General features: G+C 47.9%; 22 protein-coding genes. 8 read left to right on the top strand and 14 right to left on the bottom strand.

Annotated elements, in window-relative coordinates; all coding sequences use genetic code 11:
- Position 1: 1 nt before the first annotated feature.
- Positions 2–1,477, bottom strand: a complete 1,476-nt coding sequence (locus tag ACYVF1_RS21080; protein ID WP_461082539.1) for a M48 family metalloprotease — start codon at positions 1,475–1,477, stop codon at positions 2–4.
- A 156-nt stretch (positions 1,478–1,633) separates the two neighbouring features.
- Here ACYVF1_RS21080 and ACYVF1_RS21075 point away from each other — a divergent pair, with 156 nt between their 5' ends.
- On the top strand, positions 1,634–2,458 hold the full coding sequence (locus ACYVF1_RS21075) for an FkbM family methyltransferase (protein ID WP_461082537.1): 825 nt from the start codon (positions 1,634–1,636) through the stop codon (positions 2,456–2,458).
- Positions 2,459–2,557: 99 nt separating this feature from the next.
- Here ACYVF1_RS21075 and ACYVF1_RS21070 read toward each other — a convergent pair whose 3' ends face one another.
- The 3 genes from ACYVF1_RS21070 to ACYVF1_RS21060 form a co-directional block, all read right to left on the bottom strand.
- Positions 2,558–3,613, bottom strand: a complete 1,056-nt coding sequence (locus ACYVF1_RS21070; protein WP_461082535.1) for a glycosyltransferase family 4 protein — start codon at positions 3,611–3,613, stop codon at positions 2,558–2,560.
- A gap of 60 nt (positions 3,614–3,673) precedes the next feature.
- Positions 3,674–4,132, bottom strand: a complete 459-nt coding sequence (locus tag ACYVF1_RS21065; protein WP_461082533.1) for a regulatory protein RecX — start codon at positions 4,130–4,132, stop codon at positions 3,674–3,676.
- A gap of 83 nt (positions 4,133–4,215) precedes the next feature.
- A complete protein-coding gene (locus ACYVF1_RS21060) occupies positions 4,216–5,214 on the bottom strand; it encodes a nucleoside hydrolase (RefSeq protein WP_461082531.1) in 999 nt (332 codons plus the stop codon).
- Between the two features lie 81 nt (positions 5,215–5,295).
- On the opposite strand from ACYVF1_RS21060, the gene ACYVF1_RS21055 reads away from it, so the two are divergent.
- Complete coding sequence (locus ACYVF1_RS21055) at positions 5,296–6,471, top strand: glutathionylspermidine synthase family protein (protein WP_461082529.1); 1,176 nt, start codon at positions 5,296–5,298, stop codon at positions 6,469–6,471.
- Positions 6,472–6,585: 114 nt separating this feature from the next.
- On the top strand, positions 6,586–6,933 hold the full coding sequence (locus tag ACYVF1_RS21050) for a DoxX family protein (RefSeq protein WP_461082527.1): 348 nt from the start codon (positions 6,586–6,588) through the stop codon (positions 6,931–6,933).
- Positions 6,934–7,005: 72 nt separating this feature from the next.
- Here ACYVF1_RS21050 and ACYVF1_RS21045 read toward each other — a convergent pair whose 3' ends face one another.
- Both ACYVF1_RS21045 and ACYVF1_RS21040 read right to left on the bottom strand, forming a co-directional pair.
- Positions 7,006–8,037, bottom strand: a complete 1,032-nt coding sequence (locus ACYVF1_RS21045; RefSeq protein ID WP_461082525.1) for a fatty acid desaturase — start codon at positions 8,035–8,037, stop codon at positions 7,006–7,008.
- Positions 8,038–8,252: 215 nt separating this feature from the next.
- The gene (locus ACYVF1_RS21040; RefSeq protein WP_461082523.1) at positions 8,253–8,945 is read right to left on the bottom strand and encodes a porin family protein; all 693 of its coding nucleotides are present in this window, start codon (positions 8,943–8,945) and stop codon (positions 8,253–8,255) included.
- 288 nt (positions 8,946–9,233) lie between these two features.
- Here ACYVF1_RS21040 and ACYVF1_RS21035 point away from each other — a divergent pair, with 288 nt between their 5' ends.
- The 4 genes from ACYVF1_RS21035 to ACYVF1_RS21020 are packed head-to-tail and all read left to right on the top strand — an operon-like array spanning position 9,234 to position 13,990.
- A complete protein-coding gene (locus ACYVF1_RS21035) occupies positions 9,234–10,046 on the top strand; it encodes a lysophospholipid acyltransferase family protein (protein WP_461082521.1) in 813 nt (270 codons plus the stop codon).
- Positions 10,047–10,093: 47 nt separating this feature from the next.
- Positions 10,094–12,406 (top strand): DUF7133 domain-containing protein, encoded by a 2,313-nt coding sequence (locus ACYVF1_RS21030; protein WP_461082519.1) that lies wholly within the window; start codon positions 10,094–10,096, stop codon positions 12,404–12,406.
- Between the two features lie 19 nt (positions 12,407–12,425).
- A complete protein-coding gene (locus tag ACYVF1_RS21025; RefSeq protein ID WP_461082517.1) occupies positions 12,426–13,262 on the top strand; it encodes a formylglycine-generating enzyme family protein in 837 nt (278 codons plus the stop codon).
- Positions 13,263–13,294: 32 nt separating this feature from the next.
- Entirely contained in the window at positions 13,295–13,990 is a 696-nt protein-coding gene (locus tag ACYVF1_RS21020) for a 3-keto-disaccharide hydrolase (protein ID WP_461082515.1), read from the top strand.
- 23 nt (positions 13,991–14,013) lie between these two features.
- Here ACYVF1_RS21020 and ACYVF1_RS21015 read toward each other — a convergent pair whose 3' ends face one another.
- Genes ACYVF1_RS21015 through ACYVF1_RS20995 form a run of 5 tightly spaced genes read right to left on the bottom strand, consistent with a single transcriptional unit; the run spans position 14,014 to position 18,359 of the window.
- On the bottom strand, positions 14,014–15,681 hold the full coding sequence (locus tag ACYVF1_RS21015; protein WP_461082512.1) for a sensor histidine kinase: 1,668 nt from the start codon (positions 15,679–15,681) through the stop codon (positions 14,014–14,016).
- A 3-nt stretch (positions 15,682–15,684) separates the two neighbouring features.
- Positions 15,685–16,704 (bottom strand): ATP-binding protein, encoded by a 1,020-nt coding sequence (locus ACYVF1_RS21010; RefSeq protein ID WP_461082510.1) that lies wholly within the window; start codon positions 16,702–16,704, stop codon positions 15,685–15,687.
- On the bottom strand, positions 16,697–17,083 hold the full coding sequence (locus ACYVF1_RS21005; RefSeq protein WP_461082508.1) for an anti-sigma regulatory factor: 387 nt from the start codon (positions 17,081–17,083) through the stop codon (positions 16,697–16,699). The genes ACYVF1_RS21010 and ACYVF1_RS21005 overlap by 8 nt, the downstream gene beginning before the upstream one ends.
- Before the next feature lie 7 nt (positions 17,084–17,090).
- Positions 17,091–17,486 (bottom strand): STAS domain-containing protein, encoded by a 396-nt coding sequence (locus ACYVF1_RS21000; RefSeq protein WP_461082506.1) that lies wholly within the window; start codon positions 17,484–17,486, stop codon positions 17,091–17,093.
- Positions 17,487–17,492: 6 nt separating this feature from the next.
- Positions 17,493–18,359 carry an STAS domain-containing protein gene (locus tag ACYVF1_RS20995; protein WP_461082504.1) on the bottom strand — a complete coding sequence of 289 codons (867 nt, stop codon included), beginning with the start codon at positions 18,357–18,359 and terminating at the stop codon, positions 17,493–17,495.
- Between the two features lie 199 nt (positions 18,360–18,558).
- Here ACYVF1_RS20995 and ACYVF1_RS20990 point away from each other — a divergent pair, with 199 nt between their 5' ends.
- Complete coding sequence (locus tag ACYVF1_RS20990; RefSeq protein ID WP_461082502.1) at positions 18,559–18,984, top strand: response regulator; 426 nt, start codon at positions 18,559–18,561, stop codon at positions 18,982–18,984.
- A gap of 113 nt (positions 18,985–19,097) precedes the next feature.
- On the opposite strand, the gene ACYVF1_RS20985 is transcribed toward ACYVF1_RS20990, so the two are convergent.
- The 3 genes from ACYVF1_RS20985 to ACYVF1_RS20975 form a co-directional block, all read right to left on the bottom strand.
- Complete coding sequence (locus tag ACYVF1_RS20985; RefSeq protein ID WP_461082500.1) at positions 19,098–20,519, bottom strand: inorganic phosphate transporter; 1,422 nt, start codon at positions 20,517–20,519, stop codon at positions 19,098–19,100.
- Positions 20,520–20,695: 176 nt separating this feature from the next.
- Positions 20,696–21,739, bottom strand: coding sequence for a dual-specificity RNA methyltransferase RlmN (rlmN, locus tag ACYVF1_RS20980; RefSeq protein WP_461082498.1), 1,044 nt, complete (start codon positions 21,737–21,739; stop codon positions 20,696–20,698).
- 56 nt (positions 21,740–21,795) lie between these two features.
- A complete protein-coding gene (locus tag ACYVF1_RS20975; protein ID WP_461082496.1) occupies positions 21,796–22,323 on the bottom strand; it encodes a CvpA family protein in 528 nt (175 codons plus the stop codon).
- Positions 22,324–22,367: the final 44 nt, after the last annotated feature.

The following is a 22,367-nucleotide window of genomic DNA, read 5'->3' as shown; positions in this document are numbered from 1 at the left end:
ATTACTGACTAATAATTTTGATGGCACTTCCTCGCGTAACGCGGTCGGCAGCTTTCAGGCTATTCAACACACCCAGCTCTTCGACACGTTTGGCAGGCATACCCAAAGCAGTCATAATTTCCTGAAATGTACCATCGCGGGGAGCCGTTTTAATGACCACGCGCTCTGGTTTCCGATTGAGTTTATCCGGGTCGTTAAGCGACCGGAAATTGGTAGCAACCTGACGAAACGCATTGAACGAATTGTTAAAATCGGCGGCCGACGATAGGCCGTGAAGCGCATAAATCGCTCCATTGTACTGAATAAGCCACGTACCGATTTGTAACGTCGTTTTTGGATCAGGAGTTTGCTGTGGCTGACCCTGTTGCTGCTGCTGTTTTTGCTGAGAAACCAGTACGAAAGCCGGAATGCCGTTTATCGTGGTTTTGCTATTTTCCAGTACGTTCAGGCTGAGTTCTTTAACCAGATTTTGGGCGGCCTCATCCAATGAATTTCCTTTTGCGGGCATCAGAATCATAGCAGATTTTCCATCTTTCGGGGCCATCTGAAACTGCGCTGGCGAATTCTGATGCTGCCAGCCGCTCGGCACTGGAAACTGAAATTTCAGCTCTGGATGATAAAAGACGTTATTTTCAACAAAGCCCTGTTTTGGATCTTCTCCGTAAATAATTCCGTCAATCATTCTTAGGTAAGACTCCCGATCCGATTTGTACGTAGCTGGGTTTTGGGCCTGATATTCCTTCGCCATTTCATGCACTTTGTTGAAGCGGTTGCCGGGGTCCGGATGCGTTGACATAAACTGCGGAACGGCCTGTCCGGAATTATCCTGAATCCGTTTGATCGTACCGAAAAAATTAGCCATCTGGTGCGCATCATAGCCGATTTTACTGGAATATTCGACCCCAATTTTATCCGATTCCGACTCGTGAGCGCGACTGTATCCGAGCATAGCCAGTTGCAAACCCTGGGCTGCGGCTTCCGTAAACTGGCCGGTTTTGTCCAGAAAGACCGAGCCTAAAATCAGCCCGGCCGTTCCGAATAGCTGACTGGTTTGCTGGCGAGCCGAGTGACGGGCGGTGATATGACCAATTTCGTGACCCAGCACACCGGCAAATTCGGCTTCGTTGTTGAAGTGAGCCATAATGCCCCGCGTAAAATAGACGTAGCCGCCCGGTACGGCAAAAGCATTGACAACCGGCGAATCGACAATGTAAAATTGATACGGTAAGTCGGGCCGGTGCGAAATTTGTGCCATCGCTTTTCCTTTCTGATTGATAAAATCCTGAAGCTTTTTGTCTTCATAAAGCCCCATTATTGCCACCACTGACGGATGGGATTCCTGGCCAAGCGCAATTTCCTGTTCTTTCGACATCAGGATAACTTCTCGTTTACCCGTTACAGGATTACGTGAACAAGCCGAGATGATAAGTAAACCAGCGACTACTGCCGCCCGGTGCCAATACGTAAATGTTTTCATCAGCGTAGTGATTATGGTCGATTTGAATGAATAAAAATTCAGCTTAAACGTCGTTACGGTATAACAAAATAGTGTGCATTCGTACAGGATCCTGCTACGTATCCAATTGGTTTTGCTGGCCTATAAAACGTAATTTTTCCGGCTAACCTTCTTACCTTGTGCCATTTCCTCAAAAATAGTCTTATGGCCGTAACGGGTATTAATCGGTATTTCAGGTTGTGGAAACACATAGCCAATCCAGGAGAATACGCATTTAATAAAGGCGAACGCAACAAACGCGATCTTGTTTTCACGACTCGACCTTTAAAGATAAAATTTCAGGTTCCCGAAAGTCTCTATCAGCTTTTCAAGGAAATATTTATGGCCGATGTGTACGAGATTGATACGTTGGTCCGTGACTTACCCGCTTCACCCGTTGTGCTCGATATTGGCGCTAATGCCGGATTTTTTCCTATCCAACTCCTATCGAAAATCGACAAGGCAACCATCTACGCCTACGAGCCAGTACCCGCCAACGTAGAAGCCTTTGGGCTAACCGTCGGGCAAAATCCAAGAATGATGCAGAGCGTTCGGCTTTTTCAGAAAGCAGTTACCGGAAAGCCACTCGACAAACTGGAACTATTCATGGAAGCTGCCGGAAAGAATCAGGTAGTAGCATCGGTTTTTTCGGATTTCCACGAAAATAACACCGAGAAAATAACGGTTCCCTGCATTACTCTGACTGACATTATCAACGAAAATAACCTTCAGAAAATCAATCTATTAAAACTGGATTGTGAAGGCAGCGAATACGATATTATCTACAACACATCGCCTGATCTGGTAAAGAGAATTGATCGAATGATAGTCGAAGTTCATGATTTGGATGATAAGCAGAACAACGTAGCAAACTTTAATCAATACGTTCAATCATTGGGATACGTAACGGATTACGAACCAATCAATTCATTTTGCTACGCGTTGACGGCAACGCGAAAGTAAAACAGGCCCCAACAGCCTCTGGCTGTTGGAGTTGCCGGATAGTTTGTAGCTACAGACTTAGTTGCTATCGCAACTCCGACAGCCAGAGGCTGTCGGAGCCTATTTACGTAACAACCCTTGATATAACTCCCAATACGTAGCGGCTGCGATTTCCCAGCGAAATTTTGCGCTTTGTGCCTTCAATCGCTCCGGCATGGCGGGGTCATTTCGATACGTATCCATACCTTTTTGATACGTATCGACAACGGCCTCGGCCTCGAAGGAAGGAAAATAAAAGGCTTCGGAGCCACCCACTTCGGGCAGGCTGGTCAGGGCCGAACTGAAAACGGGTTTTCCAAACGCCATTGCTTCCACAACCGGAATCCCGAACCCTTCCATCAGCGACGGAAAGACAAAAGCTTCGCAGTTGGCGTAAAACCACCATTTTGTCGATTCGTCGATTGGCCCCGGCATCATCAGTCGGTCGGCAACGTCTAATTCGCGGGCCTGTTCCCAAATCTGCTGACTGTATTCCGGCTTGTCAGGACCGGCCAGCACTAGCCAGAGATTCGGATTGGCAGCCAGAATGGGGAGCATCGTATGTACATTCTTGTACGACTGTAACATCCCGATAAAAAAAAGAAACGGTCCGCCAGGCACTACTGCCGGTTCGGTAATCGGTTTATTATCAGGAATATCGACACCGCAATAAATGGTACGTATCGGCGTAGTAGGCGCTACGTTCAATCGTTGCGGAACGTCCTTTGCTACGTAGTTTGAGATCGTGGTAATCACCTGCGCCTTGTTGGCCATCACCTGATAGTGACGCTTCCGGCGGTCTTTACGTTGTTCTGAATACTGCGGGAGCGACAGGTAATTAAAATCGAGGATGGTATAAACGAATTTTGTGGACCGTGTCGGGTAAAAGCGCGTATCCTGGTAAGGACAATGCCAAACATCGTATTTCCACCAGCGCCACAGCCGAGCCCAACGGGTAGCCACACGGTAATTAACTGTCGGGCCGAACATATCAACCTGATGTTCCTTAACCAGAAACGTAATGTCCCAACCGGCTGGTTTCTGACGTACCAATTCACGGCCCAGATGCAGACAAAGTTGCCCCAGACCACTATTGAGATTGGCCATTCGTTCGGTATCCAGAAATAGATGGGGCATGAGCAGCACAGACGGTGAGTCCGCAAAATAGAGTAAAAAGGTCGCTTCTGGAAATACTCGTTATTCTTCGCCCCCGAGTACCGCAAAAATCAAGTCTGATTCGTAGCCTTTGCTGAGCGCATAACGTACCAGTTTTTGCTTCACCACTAGCGGATTATCGTCACGGATACTCCGGCGCTTTCGGTCTAACAAATCCGTTAATGTGCTTTTATAATCGTCGGATGCAATTTCTTTCATGGCCTGATCGAGGTTGTAGCCTGCGATGCCACGTTGCTGAAGGTGTTGTTTAATTTTGCGCTTACCCCAACCTTTCACCCGAAACTTACTTCCGGCAAACGTTTTGGCAAATCGCTCTTCATTTAGGTAGTTCTGCTCAATCAACAACGCAATTACTTCCTCGGCATCATCGCCCCATATGCCCCACTCTTTCAATCGGTCGCGCACTTCCTGCTGCGTACGCTCCTGATACGCGCAAAACATGGCGCCTTTTCGAAGCGCGTCTTTTATTACGTCTGTCATCGTATCTATAGAACAAAATTATGGGCTGAAAGGCTTCGTTCTGAGCTATATTTTTGGGGAAGTAGAGTGAGGTTCCACCCGCTCTACTTTCTCGGCTGATGCTGCATCAACGTATTAATGAGCGTTTCAACTTCGGATGGAGGCATTTTCACGACCAGATGTTCGTGGCCTTTCCCGGCGTCATCCCAACCGTTGGAACCATCTTCATTCAGGGTCAGCCGTCCTGATTTTACGCTATAATAAGGTTCATAACCACGAACGCCCGCGAGTACGGCAGTTTGATCCCAGCTCATCCGGCCTGCTGCGTCCTCTTTGGCTTTTGGTAATGAAATGGTAAATACGTCTTTAACCGGACTGTGCTGGATGCTTTTGTTTTGGGCAAGCGGCAACCCCGAATGAATTTGCTTTCCAATCTCAAAACCGCTTAATAAAACCGGCGTCGGCCAATCGGCGAAGACAGTTTTTGAGGCTGGCGTATCGCGGTGTACGTTGTATTCACGACCCGTTGGAAACGTACCGGCCATGCTGACCAGTTGCTTCACTTTCTGACGTACTAATTCATTTCCAGAGAGTTTAGAGTATTGATCAGGTTTTGAATTGAGCAGATTGGCCATATTAGTGAGAAAACCAACCGTGATGATGGTTACACTTCGATCAGGTTGTTTGGCCAGAATCTGTCGGTAGAGGGCGACAGCATCTGGTAAGTCGTCGTTCGAACGTATCGCGTGAGGATAGCGGGCGGTGATGGTATCAGACCAGTGCTGCGTGTCTTTATCGTTGACAGCATTTCCTTTCGGAACGCCGATGGGCAGGTCAGGCCGTTTGAAATACGTATTGAGCACGCTTAGCACCTGCGTTACTTTCGGATAGTTGGTACTGGCAATCGTCGCTAAAATCCGGGCTTCCCCATTATCCGCAAATGCATGAAGCAACGTAATAGCACCAACATCGTCGTAATCGGGGCCCATATCGGTATCGAAGATAACGGGAACAGTTACTTTTTGACTGACCGGTTGTCCATATACTGGACCGACTGTCACAATAAGTAGTAGAAAAAACAAAAATAGATACGTCCGGGCCATAGGAATGACGAAATTTGCGGTTTGCGAATTACGGTCTGTTTTCGCAGGAATCTTTATTCATCCCTAATAAATTTTTAACGTATGATTTCCCTGAAACCGCTTACAACGCCCCCCAACACCCAGCTTCGAAATCTGGGTTGGGACTGGATGCTCGGTCAGGACACGCTTCCTTATCTGGCTAACGAAGTAGTACGGGTCACTCCGTCTGAAGCAGATGACTATGCCGAAGCAGCCAATGAATTATTCGATATGTACGTAACTGCTGGTCAGCACATTATCGACAACAATCGGTTTACTGAACTGGGCATTCCTGCCAATCTTATCGATCTTATCAAACTATCGTGGGATGATGACCGGCATATTCATCTTTATGGTCGCTTCGATTTGGCAGGTGGCATAGGTGGGCAATCGTCCATCAAACTGATTGAATTTAACGCCGATACCGCTACGTGTTTGCCGGAGACGGCCGTGGTGCAATACGCCCATTTGAAGGCCAACAGCCTGGATGAAAGCCATCAGTTCAACGCCGTGTTCGAAACGCTGACGAGCCAGTTTGAAGAACTTCTCGCGCTCAACCCGGATCTGCAACCGACGCTGCTCTTATCGGCCGTGCGCGATTGCCCCGAAGACGATGCCAACGTAGCACTTCTGGGAGAAGCAGCCAGTGAAGCTGGGTTCGAGACGGAGTTTGAATTTATTGATAACGTAGAGTTTTCGGCCGATGAAGGAATTTTCTGGCAAAACCCTAAAAACGGGCAGTTCGAAAAACTCGATTTCTGGTTTAAGCTGGTGCCCTGGGAATCGATTGCTGAAGAAGAACCCGAACTATTACAGATTCTGACCGAAATTGTGCGGAAGCGATTAGCAGTTATCCTGAATCCGGCTTATACATTGCTTTTCCAGTCGAAATACATTCTGAAAGTGTTGTGGGAGCTGTATCCGTATCATCCCTTGCTTCTGGAAACAGCCGTGAAACCCTTACCGGGTAAACCTTGCGTTGAGAAGGTGATATTTGGGCGTGAAGGAGCTAATACTCGCATTTTAAACACGGATGGTTCTGAGCGTCAGGCCACTGTGGGAGAGTATGATACGTACCCAAAAATTTACCAGCAGTACGTTGATTTTCCGCAGGACACCGTCGGGCATAGCTATCAGGCGGGCGTTTTCTACGCGGGCGAAGCCTGCGGGCTTGGTTTCCGGCGGGGTGGGCTTATTCTGGATAATACGTCGGGTTTTGTTGGACACCTTGTGGAGTAAGCGGCAAAATCAATACGTATCAAATCTGAGTTATTAATGCATATTTGGTGTGAGTCTTCTACTTATTCGTCAAATAAATGACGTATTAAGACATTGGGCTTGTTTTCATAAATCATGCATAAACTCAGTCTGTATATTCAAGCCCTGCTTTACGTTGCTGCTGGTACTAATCATTTTGTTAACCCCAGAATGTATTTGAGTATTATGCCGCCCTACATTCCGGCTCACTCGCTCATGGTGCAGTTGAGTGGTGTAGCAGAGGTAGTTTTGGGGATCGGGTTGTTGTTTCCGCAGACGCGCTCGATTTCGGCCTGGGGACTCATTTTGCTGCTGGTAGCCGTTTTTCCAGCCAACGTTTATATGGCTACCTCAAGCCGGTTCCGAAAGTTTCCGGCCTGGTTACGTTGGTTACGGCTTCCTTTACAAGGTGTCTTAATATGGTGGGCCTATCAGTATACGTAGTGAATTAAATTTTTAACCATCAAAAAAGCCCGCCAGAATTTGGCGGGCTTTTTTGGCGAACTATTACGTTGCTTAGGCAACTGGCTCTGGCTTAATTGCCTGCGATTGCACAAGCTCTAAATCCGGTTTCGATTGATCGGCAACCGTTACGCGACCGCGCTCTTTACGCACAATACGCGAGTACAGCGATATTTCCTGATCGAACAGGAAGCGGAAGAATAACTTGACGTACGAAGTATGGTACTTCAACGTATCATAATATTCCGGCGCCGAACTCTTGATCTGTGGTAACTTATTCCAGGGAATAGACGGGAAATCGTGGTGTTCGTTATGGAAGCCTACGTTCAGGTTCACGCCGTTCAGTTGGCCATAATAGCTGTATGTTTCCTGCTCAGGATCGAGCGTCAGGTAGTGCTCCTGAATCCAGCGGGCGCCCAGTGGGTGAAAACCAACCGAGAAAAACAGGCAAAGCAGCAAAAACGCCAGGGCCTTCCAGCCAAATAACGTAACGATCAACGCATCGAACGCGAACTGAACGATGATGTTAGCCGCCACCCATTTGTCAATAACCGCAAGCTCGTGCATACGTAGCGTACGTATCGCCTGAAAAATGGGGAAGAACAGCAGCCAGAGCGCCTTACCAATGGAGTAATTGTTAATGAGTTTAGCTTCATACCAGTCCGGCAAATCGGCATCTAACTCATGAACACCCTGAAACGCGTGGTGTTTGATGTGAAAATTCTTGAACGAAAGCGCTGTTGGCAATACCGTGGGCAGGTTCGCAAAAATGGCCGCCCATGCATTGGCCGTAGGTTTGCGAAAAATCAGATTGTGGGCCGCTTCGTGAATACAAACGAACAGCGTGTGGGCCGGGAAAGCACCAATAAGCCAGGCAGCTCCTACCACAATCCACCACGACTGATCGCGGACAAGCCAGGACATGCCCACCATCATGGATACGCAGCCGAGAATTACCCAAAACGTCGTCGGGTTCTTCTGACCAATCAATTGTTTGATTTCGGGGTGTGCTTTGAGAATCTGCCGGGTACGTATCCGGTGCGGCTCAGAAACATTCGAACGGACAAAATCAGTCACTTTTGTCATAGATGAGGTGTCTTCAGAACAAGTCGGTGAAAAACGGACAGTAAAATTAACACAATTTTATCTGGCAATTCTATGCAATCCGCTGAAATTTACCTGATTTTAATCATATTTCTTTCTAACAAGAAAGGCGAGGCTAAATAGCCCCGCCTTTACTAATTCAGGTTGATTCACTAAAAATTAAAATGGAACAGGAATGGGGGGATTGGATATAAGTATTAATAACCAATTGCAAATGAGTATCCTAGCGAGAGAGCGACGCCCCGGTTGCGCACATTTACGTTTACTACCGGAACCTGAATCTGACGCGTGAAACCGTGTGTGTAACGACCTTCGACGAAGAATTTCCCCGGGCCGGCGTTTACCGCTAACCCTAAGCCGCCAACCGCGCTAACATCCCAGCGATTCATCATTCCGCCGTAATTCACGTCGATATCATACGGTTTAGTGGTAAATAGAGCCGACGCGCGGGTACGAATCCGACCATCAAGTGCATAGCTAACCGCCGGACCAGCTATCAGGTAAGGCTGGACGGGACCATCGCTCATATTGATTTTCAGCAGCAGAGGAGCTTCCAGATTTTGCGACTGATAAGCGATTGTGGCCCCTAGCGGTAAATTAAATCCGCCCAAATTGAGATCGAACCCTTCTTTAATGGCAACTCCTTTTTGGATATAAGCAATTTCTGGCCGGAACGATACGTAGTCACTTAAAGGAACTTCCAGAAAAAGAGCACCTGTTGGGCCAACGGTTGCGTGAAAATCGGGAGTTAGGCTGCCTAAAAAATCAGGTTTGGATGCAAAGCCCCAGTTGGCACCACCCCGGACGCCAATTTGCACCTGAGCGTAGGAAGTTTGAGTAGAAAACAGGCCAGCTAAAGCAATGACAGCGGCAAGCACAATTCGTTTCATGGTTTTGAAGGGAAAAAAATGATGGTAAAAATTAAACCTGAACTAGATTGTGTAAACCGTCGGCGATAGGCGAAAAAGTTGTTTTGTTAACTGATTACGATGGTTAGAGAGTGCTACGTTGAAAAGGATTAATGGCCCTGAATAAATTTTTACGTTTTATTTTGATCGACGTATCAAAACCAGACATCGCCATTGAATAGCGTTTAGAAATCAGACACTTGTATTTTTTCTTGAAAACATTGCAGCGTACATTTAACTTTACCCTCTACCTACGACTTAACCTGGACGATGAAATATATAAAGCCAACTAAATTCAGCTACCTTCCTAAGTTTCTGATGCCGTTGGACGTATTGGGCCTATTTGAGTGTGATCCCTTTGGTAGTTCGTTGTTAGTCAGACGAATACTGATTTGCATTGTGGGCTGGTTGACGTATGCACGTTACACCGTAGTGAATCGAATTCAGATTGAGGGTACTGAAAACCTGGAAAATCTGCCCATCAACAACGTACTGTTTCTGTCGAATCACCAGACGTATTTTGCAGATGTAATTGCGTTCTTTCAGATTTTTTGCGCAGTTAAATGGGGGTTTCAGAATACGATCGTACCGCCTGTGTATCTATTCGGTCCCCGTGCCCGGCAATACTACGTTGCTGCTTCCGAAACCATGAAAAAAGGGTTTGTGCCCCGCGTTTTTGCCGCTGGTGGTGCATTAACCATCGAGCGTTCGTGGCGAGCCGAAGGTCGTGAAGTGCAGCGCAGTGTTGATACGTCGGCCAACGATAAGATTACCAAAGCGTTGGCGCACGGCTGGGTGGTCAGTTTTCCGCAGGGAACCACAACGCCTTATGCTCCGATCCGTAAAGGAACGGGTTACCTAATTAAAAATAATGAACCGATTGTAGTACCGGTCGTGATCAACGGCTTCCGGCGGGCGTTCGACAAAAAAGGGCTACGTTTTAAGAAACGAAACACGCTGCTGACCGTCCAATTCAAAAAACCCATGGCCTACAGCCCCGAAGATAGTGTTGAAGACCTCGTGGCCCGCGTTCGGCATGCCATTGAACAAGAGCCGCCGGAGTGGTCGAATCAGCAGAACTAGTAACGTAGCGGTACTGTAACGCGGACATTGTGTCCGCAGGTTAAACTATGCGGACTACAAGTCCGCGTTACGATATGAAAATCACCCTGTTCTCCATCTATTTTTTTTCGCTTATTACTCTCGCAGCCAGTTGCAGCAAAACGGCTAAAAGCGTCACGGAGAAGGATTTCACTAGGGTTGTTCTGGATACGAATCCACCAATAGAACCCCTATCGCCGGAGGCAAGTATCGCAAAAATCCAATTGCCCCCTGGATATCACGTCGAACTGGTGGCCAGCGAACCAATGGTGCAGGAACCCGTGGCCATGGCCTGGGACGGAAATGGTCGCTTGTACGTAGCGGAGATGAATACGTACATGAAAGACGCCAACGCTACGGGCGAATACGCGCCGACCAGTCGAATCAAACGGCTGGAGGATACCGACGGCGATGGCAAAATGGACAAATCGACTGTTTTTATTGATAGCCTGATTCTGCCACGTACCATTTTGCCCGTCGGCGATCAATTGCTGGTGACGGTTACCAACATCCAGCACATCTGGAGTTACCGCGATACCAACGGCGATGGAAAAGCCGACGAAAAGAAAATCGCGTTTCAGAACGATGTCATCGACTCGCGCAATCTGGAACACCAGAACGGTGGCATGATCTGGAATCTGGACAACTGGATTTACCCGACTCGCGACAACCTGCGTTATAAGTACAAAAATGGAAAGTTGATCGCCGATACGTTGGTCGATAACATGATTGGCCAATGGGGCATGACTACCGATAACTACGGTCGTCTGTTTTATTCCGAAGCGGGGCCGGGACTTCCCGCCGTACAGATTCAGCAAAATCCGAAGTATGGAGCGTTGAACTTCGCCGATCAGTATCCTCCTGAATTTGCTCAACCCTGGCCAATTATTGGCAACGTCGATGCGCAGGGAGGTCGCGAAGATTTACGGCCGGAAGACAATACGTTAAAAAAATATACGTCGGGCTGTGGGCAATCCATCTTCCGGGGCGACCGGTTACCGGCTGATATGCAGGGTGATTACTTCATCCCCGAACCCGTCGGACGTATCATCAAACGCGGAAAAGTGATTAACCGCGATGGGAAAATTTTCGTCGAAGATGCGTATAAGCAAAAGGACTGGCTGGCATCGGCCGATATGAATTTCCGACCCATTAATACGTATACGGGGCCAGATGGTTGTTTTTACATCGTCGATATGTACCACGGCATCATTCAGGAGAGCGAATGGACGAAGCCGGGCTCTTATCTGGGTAAAGTCATTCAGCAGAAAGGCTTGTATCAAAACCGGGGCATGGGACGTATCTACCGCGTTGTTCACGACGATTTCAAACGCGACAACAAAAAGCCAAATCTGCTCAACGAGTCCAGCGGCCAGCTCGTTACGTATCTCGATCATCCCAACGGCTGGTGGCGAGATAATGCACAATTGCTGCTCGTGGTACGTAACGATCAGTCTGTTATTGCTACGTTAAAACAAATTGCGGCTGGCGAAAAAGCATCTCTAGCAAAAGCGCTCAGCCCGTTGGCACGTATCCACGCGCTCTGGACGCTGGAAGGCATGGACGCTATCGACAAACCGACGCTTTTCAAAGCTTTCACTGACAAGGACGCTGAAGTTCGCAAATCCGCCATCTGGATCAGTGAAATTTATCTGAAGAAAAACGATTCAGAGGTTATTGAGAAGCTCGCTACGTTGATGAATGACCCAAGTCCAGATGTACGTATTCAGTTGGCGTTATCGCTACGTAGCAACAAAACCCCTCGAACAGCTGAACTGGTACAAACGCTGTTGGCGAACAATCCCAAAAACGAACTGATGCAGTTTTCGTTTACTACATTCACTGAGTCGCAGAAGATGCTGGCCGCCGAACGCGAACGTACCCGAAACCTGAGCCCCGCCGACCGCGCACTGGTTACACATGGCGCCACGATTTTCAAACAGTTGTGTGCTACGTGTCACGGCCCCGACGGGAAAGGCGTTAAAGTAGCTGGCAATACTCAAATGCCCGCGCCACCGCTAGTCGGTTCGCCACGGGTTCGGGGCGACAAAACGCTGGTGATTCAGCTACTGCTGAATGGTATGAAAGGCCCCATTGATGGCAAAACGTACCCCGATTTAATGCCAGCTATGGGTAGCAACGATGATAAATGGATTGCGTCGGTATTGAGCTACATCCGGAACAGCAGCGAACTGGGCAACAAATCGTCGGTTGTTACGTCGCAGGAAGTGGCTGAAGTACGGGCCAGTACGCCGGTTATGCCGGGCGGGATGACGCAGCAGGAACTGGAGATTTTCAAGCTGGGCCGCGCCGAACGTACTAATTGGAACAAACCTCGCTGATACGTAGCAACTTGACGTTATGAATTCATCGCTCAAAAAATACTTGCTGGCCTGCTCACTTGCCCTATACGTAGCAAACACTTACGCGCAGGCCACTACGTATAGGAATTCGATTGGGATGGATTTTGTGCTTATCAAACCCGGTAGCATGATAGTAGGTCGTTTTCAGCCCCCCTATCCTAAACCACACAAAGAGGACGTAGCGTCTAAAAAATCTGGAGTTCAGTGGAGTTCAAAAGACTATGAATTGGCCGAAAAGCTGGTCAGGCAGGATGCTACGTCTGGCTTTACGGTGACTATTACCCGACCTTACTACATCGGCAAATTTGAAGTAACGCAAGACCAATGGAAAAAAGTAATGGGAGCAAACCCCGCTACGTTCCAGGGCGACAAGGTGAAAGATGAAGCCGACCTGCACCCAGTAGAACAGGTTACGTGGCAGGATACGCAGAAATTTCTGGCCAAACTGAACGCGCTGGATAAAACCCACCATTACCGATTACCCACCGAATTTGAATGGGAATATGCCGCCCGCGCCGGTGCTGACGACGATATTTCCTGGAAAGCTATTTGGGCGTCGGCACAGATGGGCTCGACCACAACCGCCAAAGTTGGCCAGAAAACACCGAACGCCTGGGGGCTTTACGATACGTTAGGCAACGTTTGGGAATGGGTACAGGATTTTTACAACGAGAAACTTTTCGCCGACCCCACTCCTCCCCGTTCGGGCAGACAGCACGTACTGAAAGGTGCTTCGTTTGTGGGCGATGTTAAAAACGCTACGTATATGGCTCATGCCGCCGGCCCGGGTAATGGCTGGGACGTTGGTTTTCGGATAGTTATGGAAGCGAAGTGATTGATAAAAGGAGTCAATTGATACTTAAAAAAATGTTTATTCAGTCACTACGTATTCTTCTCCTGCTAACCTTTATTGCCAATCTTTCCATCGCTCAGACTGGAAAATTTCCGGCAGGTTTTACGCCGATTTTTAATGGTAAAGATCTGAAAGGCTGGCACACTAGCCGGACGTCGCACCAGGGAACGACGGGTAATTTTTACGTAGAAAAAGGCGTCATTACGTTAAAACAGCGTCCGTATGGCCAGGGTGGTGTTTTACTAACCGATAAGAAATACGGCAATTTCGAACTGTACCTCGAAGCCAAAATTGATTCATTTTGTAACGGCGGCATTTTCCTGCGATCTACCGAAAGCGGAATGGCATATCAGGTTGAACTGGCCACTCCCGGCAGCCTTGGCGACTTGCTTGGCGAGCGCATGAACGTAAGTAAGGGCGCGAAAGCCACAAACATCGCTAAGGTCTGGAAAGCCGGCGATTGGAACGCGTTTCGCATTCGCATGGAAGGCGATATTCCACGCATTCGCCTGTGGGTCAACGATGAGTTGATGTGGGACGTAACGGAACCCGTTAACGATTTTATTGCGGGTGCTACGTCGGGAATGATTGGCTTACAGGCGCATTGGTCGGCGGTCTATTCCAAAGCAGCCGAAGCGTTCGAAATGTCAGGCTCCTGGAAACCCGATGCTGCTCACCGATTTCGCAATATTGCCATTAAAGAATTGTAAAACGCTACGTTGCAACGTAGTGATTAGACAGGCAGATAAATACTGAACGTAGAGCCTTTACCAGGATGACTGCTAGCCGTAATTGTTCCGCCATGACTCGACACAACTTTCTCACAAATCGCCAGTCCAACGCCCGTTCCGCTATATTCTCGTTTTGTATGCAGACGCTGAAAGACCTGAAAAATCCGATCCAGGTATTTTTCGTCGAAGCCAATACCATTGTCTGCTACGTCTATCCGGTAATAATCTCGGGTAGCATTCTGAAATCGGAGTGTGGCGGGCAAATTGGAGGCTGCGACCAGCTCTGAGGTAATGTCAATAATGGGCGGAATCTCGGTTTCCCGAAACTTCAGCGAGTTGCTTACCAAGTTTTGAAATAACTGGCCTAATTGCGAAGGATCGCCCTGGATGATAGGCAGGTTTTCGACATGAATCTGCGCGTTTGTTTCGTCAATGATTACGGACAGATTTTCCAGAGCGCTGGCCAGCGCCTGACTCAGGGATACAGGCACGGCAGATTGCTTGCGCGTCGATAAACGCGAATACGTAAGCAGATCTTTGATCAGCACAGACATCCGATTGGCGGCCGCCTGCATCCGTTCCAGATACGTTAAATCCTGGTCCGGTAAATGCCCATTCCGCGTGCGAAGTAAATCGCCAAACTGTTGAATTTTACGTAGCGGTTCCTGTAGATCGTGGCTGGCGATATACGCAAACTGGCTCAGCCGATCATTACTCTCATTGAGTTCGTTAACAGTTGCTTCAAGTTCCTGCTGCGATTGTTCCAGCCGATATTTAGCCTGCGCCAGTTCCTCGTTTTCACGTAACGTCTGACCAACGATTTTCTGGGCGTCGATATTGACCGCAAACCCCGTCCAGAGTGTTACTTTTTCGGATTCACTTTTTACCGGTTGCACCGAAAGCAGATGCCAGTAGTATGTTTGGGTTGATTCTTCTTTCAAACGGCATTCGTACTGAAACGCAATTCCGTGCACCGATTGTTCGTTCCAAATCTGCCAGACAATGTCCTGATCGTCAGGATGTAACACTACGGCCCATTTTGTCTGGTTGAGCGCCTGAATAGATGACCCTGTAAATTCGGAAGTCCAGTCGTTGGCGTAAAGAAGTTGCCCCGCCTGATTCGCCGTAAAAATCATCAGCGGCAATGAATTAGTTACCCGCTTATAATGCTGCTCACTATCCTGCAAACGAATGGCCAGTTCTTTTAACTGCTCATTTTTCTGCTTGATTTCGTCATACGATGAAAGCGGCTGATCGACCCGAAACTGAGTTCGCCAGTTTTCAAACCGCTCTGTACTTATTCGCCGGGAGTTAGGTAATGAGAAATAAAGCGTAATCCGGTTAGTTTTTCCGTCGTTTGTTATGTCCAGTTTTTCTACCAGTCGCTGGGCATACATCAACCCCTGATGTATTGGGTTAGTAATCAGAAGATTTTTATCGTCAATGACAGCAATGAGCGACTGGCTACGTAGCGAACGGTCGACGCCAAAAGAAAGCGCGGGACTAGACCCCTGTTCCATAGCAAACCGAGCCACTTCCGATACGGCGGTAGCAAACGTAGTTTGTTGAGCAAGCGACAGACCAGCCATTTCGGCTAGTTTCATAGCCCGTTTATGGGCCACAATCAGGTCCATTTCGTTGTCGAGCGCTATTTTAAGTAGTTCCTCCATGGTCTAACTCTGAACCCGTCCGACGAAGACAGACGTATCGTCTGTTTGCCGGGAATAATCTTTATAAATGGCAGCCGCCAGAATCGACAAATCATACCGAGAAATCGACGTATACCGAGAAATATCCCAGCGCGATTGTATCCCATCCGAACACATTATCAGCAGTTGTCCGCGCTCTATTGGCAATAGATGGTTATTCATGGCACCCGGCAAGTTCATACCGATAATGCCATTATACGAAAGAAAATTTTTACTGAACGTAGCACTACTGATTCGGGTAGCAATATTACCCACACCGCACCAGTTCCAATGCCTGCTCTGGGTGTCATACACAACAACCGAACCGACCAGACCGCGCGTTTTATTTACCGATCGGTGGATGTGCCGAACAATATCGGCGGGCAGTTGGTCAGGGCAATACCGAAATGCATTGATAGCGGCCTGAACAACCTGATAAGCGTCGGGCCCATGCCCTAGCCCATCGCCAAGAAATAGTTTGATATGAGTACCCGTCTGTTTAACGTAGCAACCGTCACCACAGACGGCCTCACCCGGTTTGGCCACCAGCACTGACCGATATTCGAAACTGGTTTTTGCAGTCGGGAATTTGACTAATGGCTTTTTATAGATTCGGGCCAGCAGAATAGTGCCCCAGCCTTTCAGCGAATATAGTTGAGCTTGGTCGGCCAGTCGATGAATCGAACCAAGCCCGTGGCCCAACGTATTGGTTGTTGAAATACCGTCCTGCATCATTTTAGCAGGATCAGTCATTCCCGGCCCATTATCAATGCTAATCAATTCAAGGCCAGCATTATCCGAAGTCTGAAAACAGCGGACTAAGATTTCGCCCCCTCCGGCGTGTTTTACCAGATTAGTGGCTATTTCAGCAGCAATCAAATCGATTTCGCTCAGGCGTTGCGGCTGAAAACCAGCCTGAATTCCCAGCTGATTGATTCCTTTTTTTATACTTGCCAGATAACTCCGATCCGCTGCCAGAAACCGCACATGTGTGGAATTATCCATTCTTCCATTTCAAAATCGTCACGGTTGTTCCCTGGCCAACCGTACTCTTAATATCGAATTCATTCACTAAACGCCGGGTGCCAGGTAAACCTAAGCCTAAACTTTTGCCTGTTGAGTAGCCGTCCTGCATTGCCAGACCAATGTCGGGAATACCGGGCCCTTTATCGGAGAAAGTGAGCCGAACTCCCGACTCACGTCCTCTGCTGACGACCTCGATCCGTACTTCACCCGTGCCGGCGTAGCGAAGTAGGTTACGGACCAGTTCGCTGGCAGCCGTAATGAGTTTTGTCTGATTCACGAGACCCATACCGATCTTTACCGCCATTTCTTTCACACGATTTCGGAACGGAACGACATCCTGCTCGCGCGTAATAGACATAGTGTCCTTACTCAGCGTCGTAATCATCATCGTCCGAGCTATCATCCGGTCCTAATCTTGTTTGTAAAAGCGTCATTCCCCGTTCCACATCGAGCGCGGTATGCACGCCTGTCAATGACAAACCAAGCTCAATCAACGTAATGGCCACGGCAGGCTGCATACCCACCACCACGGTTTCGGCATCCAGCACGCGGGTCATACTGGCAATATTACCCAGAATGCGGCCCATAAACGAATCGACGATTGATACCGCCGAAATATCGATCAGAACCCCACGAGCGCCCGTTTTATGAACCATGTTAACTAAATCGGTTTCCAGGTTGAGGGCCAGTCGATCATAAAGATCTATCTGAATGGTAACCAACAGAAAATGGCCCATTCGCAGAATAGGTATTTTATCCATGCTACGTCAGATTACTTTCTTCTCGCTGTCGCTACGTTTCACAATTAATCGATTCATACTGAACGCATGTTTGAGCGCACTGGCCAGCGAAGCCTTGGTAATAATATTGGATAAGTCGATGCCAAGGTGAACAACTGTCTGGGCAATCTCGGGCCGAATTCCACTGATAATACAATCGGCACCCATTAGTCGCGTAGCGCTGACGGTTTTGATGAGGTGCTGAGCTACCAGCGAATCGACAGCCGGCACGCCCGATATATCCAGAATCGCGATACCGCTACCCGTATCCACAATTTTCTGAAGCAGACTTTCCATGACCACCTGTGTGCGGGCGCTGTCGAGCGTACCGATGATGGGTAGCGCCAGAATGCCGTCCCACACCTGAATAACCGGCGTCGAAATGTCGGAAATTTCTTCAGTCTGGCGGTAAATAACTTCTTCGCGTCCTTTGATAAAGGTTTCGAACGTAAGTACGCCGAAACTATCCAGGAGACGATTAACTTTCATACTTTCAGTAACTAACGTAGCAGGATCGTCGCTTAATTTCTCTTGGAGTAGCTCAAAAACAGCTTCTTTCAGACTGAAAATATACAATCCGGTTTCGCGGGGCGAAAACCCCTGGCGGGCCCGCGACATAGAAATAGACGATAACAGTTCGAAGACTTCATCAAAATCCGTTGACTCAGTCTGACTGATATTATCGTCCGTGATGACCTTGGCCAGTACGTCTACTAACTCCTGAGACTGAGCCCGTAACTCATCGTCGGTCATCAGGTCTTCCCGAAGACTTTCGCTCTGTAACTGCTTTTCAATCCAGGTATTGAACAACTGGGTCTTATTACTCTTCAGTAATTGCGCGGTACTGTATGCCATCGTATGGTTTATTGTAAAGAAACAAATGTAATATTTGGCGATTTAGATAAAAAGGTGATCCCAGAAAAGGGTTGAGGTCATCCTTATTGCAAGGAAATTCGTATATACAAACATCTTGGTTAGTTTTGTGTAATAGCATGTAAATCAATAATCTGCTCTACCTACTAGCCTATTAGACCGTTACCTCATTTTTCGGCTCATGCACCAAAATGCTACTATCTGGCTTGTCGATGATGACATTCAGCTTATTGAAATCATCGAACGGGCGTTCAAAATGGAGCGACTGACTTGTCAGATTGTTAGCTTTACCAACGACGCTGCTCTACAGGAAGCGCTTGATCGATCTACAACGCTCCCCAACTTGCTGATTGTCGACTATTTCCTACCCGATACAGATGGGCTGCAATTGATTAAGCGGCTGAAAGACAACCCAACGACCAGTTCCATGAAAATGATTTTGTTTAGTCAGACGATGAAACTGGATATTGCTACAAAAGCACAGGAATTGGATGTTTATCAGATCATCCAGAAACCAAGCGATTTTCGGGGATGGCGCGACTTGGCGGATGAACTGTGCCTGGCGGGCTATTTTTCCGGTCAGCCTTGTAGAGGTGAAGATCAATAAAACGTGTTTAGATTAAGCCCTAAATCCTCTGAAGGAAACTTTGTTTTTCTACGAGCAAAGTTTCCTTCAGAGGATTTAGGGCTTAATAAGCTGGACTATTGTAATTTATCTATTTACAACAACCAGCGAAAGAAAATATAAAGCGTAAACGAGAGCAGAATCGAAACGGGCAACGTGAGTACCCAGGCCAGCGCTATGTTACGTATCGTTGAAGCTTGTAGGTTTTTAACACCCTTGCTGGCCACCATACTTCCGGCAATACCCGACGACAGTACGTGCGTGGTACTAACCGGCAATTTCAACCACGATGCAAAACCAATCATACTGGCAGCAACCAACTCGGCTGAGGCACCCTGCGCATAGGTAAGATGCTGTTTACCAATTTTTTCACCGACCGTTACAACGATCCGACGCCAGCCAATCATGGTACCCAGTCCCAGTGATAGCGCAATCATCAGGATAACCCAGAAAGGGGCGTAATCCGTAAACCGACGCAGACCACTTTCTTCACTCAAACTCTTGTTCAGTACCGCCATCTGATTCGGGCTGACGTTGGCACCTTCATCCGACGTAATTTTTTTCATATTACTGCCAATCAGCAGCAAATCCTTCCGTACATCGAGACGTTTTTCATTCGGAATTCTATTATCAACCAACGGCCCGTTGATGAGCGTTTTCAAGTCATTCAGTTCGCTACGTGTCTGAACGAGCCGTTCCCGGTTGACCGGCGAAAGTTGATTCGAATCTAACGTAGCAATTGTCTGTTCGATACCCACAATATTTGCCTGCATCAGGCGCGGGTCGAGGTCTGATTTAACGGCAAAATGGTACGGTACAATGCCGATCAGGATCAGCATAATCAGGCCTACACCTTTTTGTCCGTCGTTGCTGCCATGAAAAAAACTCACCAGCGAACACGTAGCAATCAGAACGGCTCGTATCCAGGAAGGTGGCTCACTATTTTTCTTCGGCTCTTTGAAAAGTTGGTCTTTTACGTCATTTGGCACCGACCGACGTAGTATGAACATCAGCACAATTGCCAGACTAAAACCAAGCAGGGGTGATAGAAGAAGTGCCTCACCGGTTTCGATGGCCTTATCCCAGTTAACGGCCGCTCCGGTTGTGTTTTCCGGTAACGTAGAGAAAGCCAGTCCAACACCCAGAATTGAGCCAATCAGCGTATGCGAGCTTGAACTCGGAATCCCGAAATACCACGTACCAAGGTTCCAGATAATAGCGCTAAGGAGCAGCGCCAGCACCATCGCTACGCTGTGATACACATTCTGGTCGACGAGTAATTCAACGGGCAAGAGATTCACAATACCCATCGCTACGCCAATTCCACCGAGTAAAACGCCCGTAAAATTGCAAATGCCCGACCAGACAACGGCGACGGTCGGTTTTAATGAATTGGTGTAGATAACGGTAGCAACCGCATTGGCCGTATCGTGGAAACCATTAACGAATTCGAAGGCACAGGCCGCAAAAAGGCTGATGAAGAGGAGGATAAAAACATCCGTTTCTAATCCAAACATAAAGGGAGTATCTTCTGTAAAAAGGCGAACAGTAGGTCTGTAAGCCCATGATTGCCACAAAAGTACGTCAAACTAACCAGAGCAGTATTATCAAATTGTTAAGTAGAGGCAAGGCATGTCTTGTCTCCTATGCGTCAGTAATACCATCCGGTCATGAGATAGGGCATGCTTTGTCTCTACTTTTTTCCTGCTAATTGCCCACAGGCAGCGTCGATATCTTTGCCCCGGCTCCGGCGCACATTGACCGTTACGCCCTTGCTATCTAAGAAGCCAGCGAATTTATCCAGCGTTTGAGGATCGGTATTTTTAAAGTTGGCTTCGGCAATCGGATTGTATTCGATGATGTTGATCTTGGCCGGTACGCGCTTCGTAAATTTCCAGAGTTCCTGCGCGTCCTGCAACGTATCGTTGAAGTTGTAGAAAAGGATGTACTCGAACGTAACACGGGTGCCGGTCTTCTTATAAAAATAATTCAGCGCATCGCCCAGTGCCTGCAACGTATTGCTTTCGTTGATGGGCATGATCTGGTCACGTTTTACGTCGTTGGCCGCATGTAACGATAACGCCAGATTAAATTTCACCGCATCATCGCCAAGCTGACGTATCATTTTGGCAATACCCGCCGTCGAAACCGTAATACGTTTCGGCGACATGCCCAGCCCATCCGGCGACGTAATGCGATCAACGGATTCCAGTACGTTCTTGTAGTTCAGTAAGGGCTCGCCCATGCCCATGTAAACGATGTTGGAAAGCGGTACGTCGTAATTTTCCTTCGCCTGCCGATCAATCGCAACAACTTGATCATAAATTTCAGCCGCATCCAGATTACGCTTGCGATCCATATAGCCCGTCGCGCAGAACTTACAAGTCAGCGAGCAGCCTACCTGACTCGACACACAGGCTGTCATGCGATCTGTGTCATCGTTACGTAGCGCCGGAATCAGCACACCTTCCACCAGATTACCATCAAAAAGCCGAAACGATGATTTGATCGTACCATCGCTGCTACGTTGTTCCTGATTAACGGTTAATGGCCGGATTTCGAAGTTGGTTTTCAATAGCTCACGCGTCGGCACCGACAGATTCGTCATCTGATCGAACGACAAAACTGATTTTTTCCAGAGCCATTCCTGGATCTGTTTTGCCCGAAAGCCCTGCTCGCCGTGCTGCGTAAGCCAGTCTTTTAACTGAGGAGTATTTAGTTTGCGGATGTCCTGCATTTTTCAATGAGTGAAAGTGCGAAAGAGTGAAAGAGCGGAGTAGTATAACCACTCTTTCACTCTTTCGCGCTTTCGCTCTTTATGTTTTCCGCCCGCCACTTTTTACCAGCTTCGAGTCCTTTGGGCACCCAAACGGCGGCTTTGTCCATTACTTTCGGCGCAATGGGCCGGATGTAAGGATAAAGAAACGCGTTGTCGGCGTAGCGGGGAGGGATTATTACGTTCAAATAACTGAACAACCAAAGGAGTACACTAATTCCAAAAATCCAGGTAAAAAGCCCGACGGCTGCTCCGGCGATACTGTCAAAGGTTCCGAGCAGTGTGTATTTTAGCGACCGTCGCAATGCCAACCCTAATTGATTGACCATCAATACGGTCGGGAAGAAAATAACCGAAAAGCCAAGGATGGGTAATATTTTCCGAGCCAATTCGCGACTGATGTACGGACTTAATAAATCAATGCCGAACGCCAAAAACTTAAACCCGACTATCATAGCCACTACAAACGCAATAATGGCCACGATTTCTACCAGAAGACCTTTCCGGTATCCATTAAAAGCGCCCCAGGCGAGGGGAATGAGCATGAATAAATCTAAGGAGTTCAAGTTTTAAAGAGCGAAAGTGTGAA

Source organism: Spirosoma flavus (genome assembly GCF_054778555.1).
Note: the sequence above shows the minus strand (reverse complement) of the source record. Positions and strands in the feature narration are given on the sequence as shown.

Bases quoted from the DNA above. Each gene is read 5' to 3' on its own strand.
- ACYVF1_RS21040 (WP_461082523.1), bottom strand. From the start codon at position 8,945: ATGAAACGAATTGTGCTTGCCGCTGTCATTGCTTTAGCTGGCCTGTTT.
- ACYVF1_RS21070 (WP_461082535.1), bottom strand. From the start codon at position 3,613: ATGCCCCATCTATTTCTGGATACCGAACGAATGGCCAATCTCAATAGT.
- ACYVF1_RS20990 (WP_461082502.1), top strand. From the start codon at position 18,559: ATGCACCAAAATGCTACTATCTGGCTTGTCGATGATGACATTCAGCTT.
- ACYVF1_RS20985 (WP_461082500.1), bottom strand. From the start codon at position 20,519: ATGTTTGGATTAGAAACGGATGTTTTTATCCTCCTCTTCATCAGCCTT.
- ACYVF1_RS20975 (WP_461082496.1), bottom strand. From the start codon at position 22,323: ATGCTCATTCCCCTCGCCTGGGGCGCTTTTAATGGATACCGGAAAGGT.
- ACYVF1_RS21010 (WP_461082510.1), bottom strand. From the start codon at position 16,704: ATGGATAATTCCACACATGTGCGGTTTCTGGCAGCGGATCGGAGTTAT.
- ACYVF1_RS21060 (WP_461082531.1), bottom strand. From the start codon at position 5,214: ATGGCCCGGACGTATCTATTTTTGTTTTTTCTACTACTTATTGTGACA.
- ACYVF1_RS21005 (WP_461082508.1), bottom strand. From the start codon at position 17,083: ATGTCTATTACGCGCGAGCAGGATGTCGTTCCGTTCCGAAATCGTGTG.
- ACYVF1_RS21055 (WP_461082529.1), top strand. From the start codon at position 5,296: ATGATTTCCCTGAAACCGCTTACAACGCCCCCCAACACCCAGCTTCGA.
- ACYVF1_RS21020 (WP_461082515.1), top strand. From the start codon at position 13,295: ATGTTTATTCAGTCACTACGTATTCTTCTCCTGCTAACCTTTATTGCC.
- ACYVF1_RS21035 (WP_461082521.1), top strand. From the start codon at position 9,234: ATGAAATATATAAAGCCAACTAAATTCAGCTACCTTCCTAAGTTTCTG.
- ACYVF1_RS21065 (WP_461082533.1), bottom strand. From the start codon at position 4,132: ATGACAGACGTAATAAAAGACGCGCTTCGAAAAGGCGCCATGTTTTGC.
- ACYVF1_RS21045 (WP_461082525.1), bottom strand. From the start codon at position 8,037: ATGACAAAAGTGACTGATTTTGTCCGTTCGAATGTTTCTGAGCCGCAC.
- ACYVF1_RS21080 (WP_461082539.1), bottom strand. From the start codon at position 1,477: ATGAAAACATTTACGTATTGGCACCGGGCGGCAGTAGTCGCTGGTTTA.
- ACYVF1_RS20995 (WP_461082504.1), bottom strand. From the start codon at position 18,359: ATGGCATACAGTACCGCGCAATTACTGAAGAGTAATAAGACCCAGTTG.
- ACYVF1_RS21050 (WP_461082527.1), top strand. From the start codon at position 6,586: ATGCATAAACTCAGTCTGTATATTCAAGCCCTGCTTTACGTTGCTGCT.
- rlmN (WP_461082498.1), bottom strand. From the start codon at position 21,739: ATGCAGGACATCCGCAAACTAAATACTCCTCAGTTAAAAGACTGGCTT.
- ACYVF1_RS21030 (WP_461082519.1), top strand. From the start codon at position 10,094: ATGCGGACTACAAGTCCGCGTTACGATATGAAAATCACCCTGTTCTCC.
- ACYVF1_RS21025 (WP_461082517.1), top strand. From the start codon at position 12,426: ATGAATTCATCGCTCAAAAAATACTTGCTGGCCTGCTCACTTGCCCTA.
- ACYVF1_RS21000 (WP_461082506.1), bottom strand. From the start codon at position 17,486: ATGGATAAAATACCTATTCTGCGAATGGGCCATTTTCTGTTGGTTACC.
- ACYVF1_RS21015 (WP_461082512.1), bottom strand. From the start codon at position 15,681: ATGGAGGAACTACTTAAAATAGCGCTCGACAACGAAATGGACCTGATT.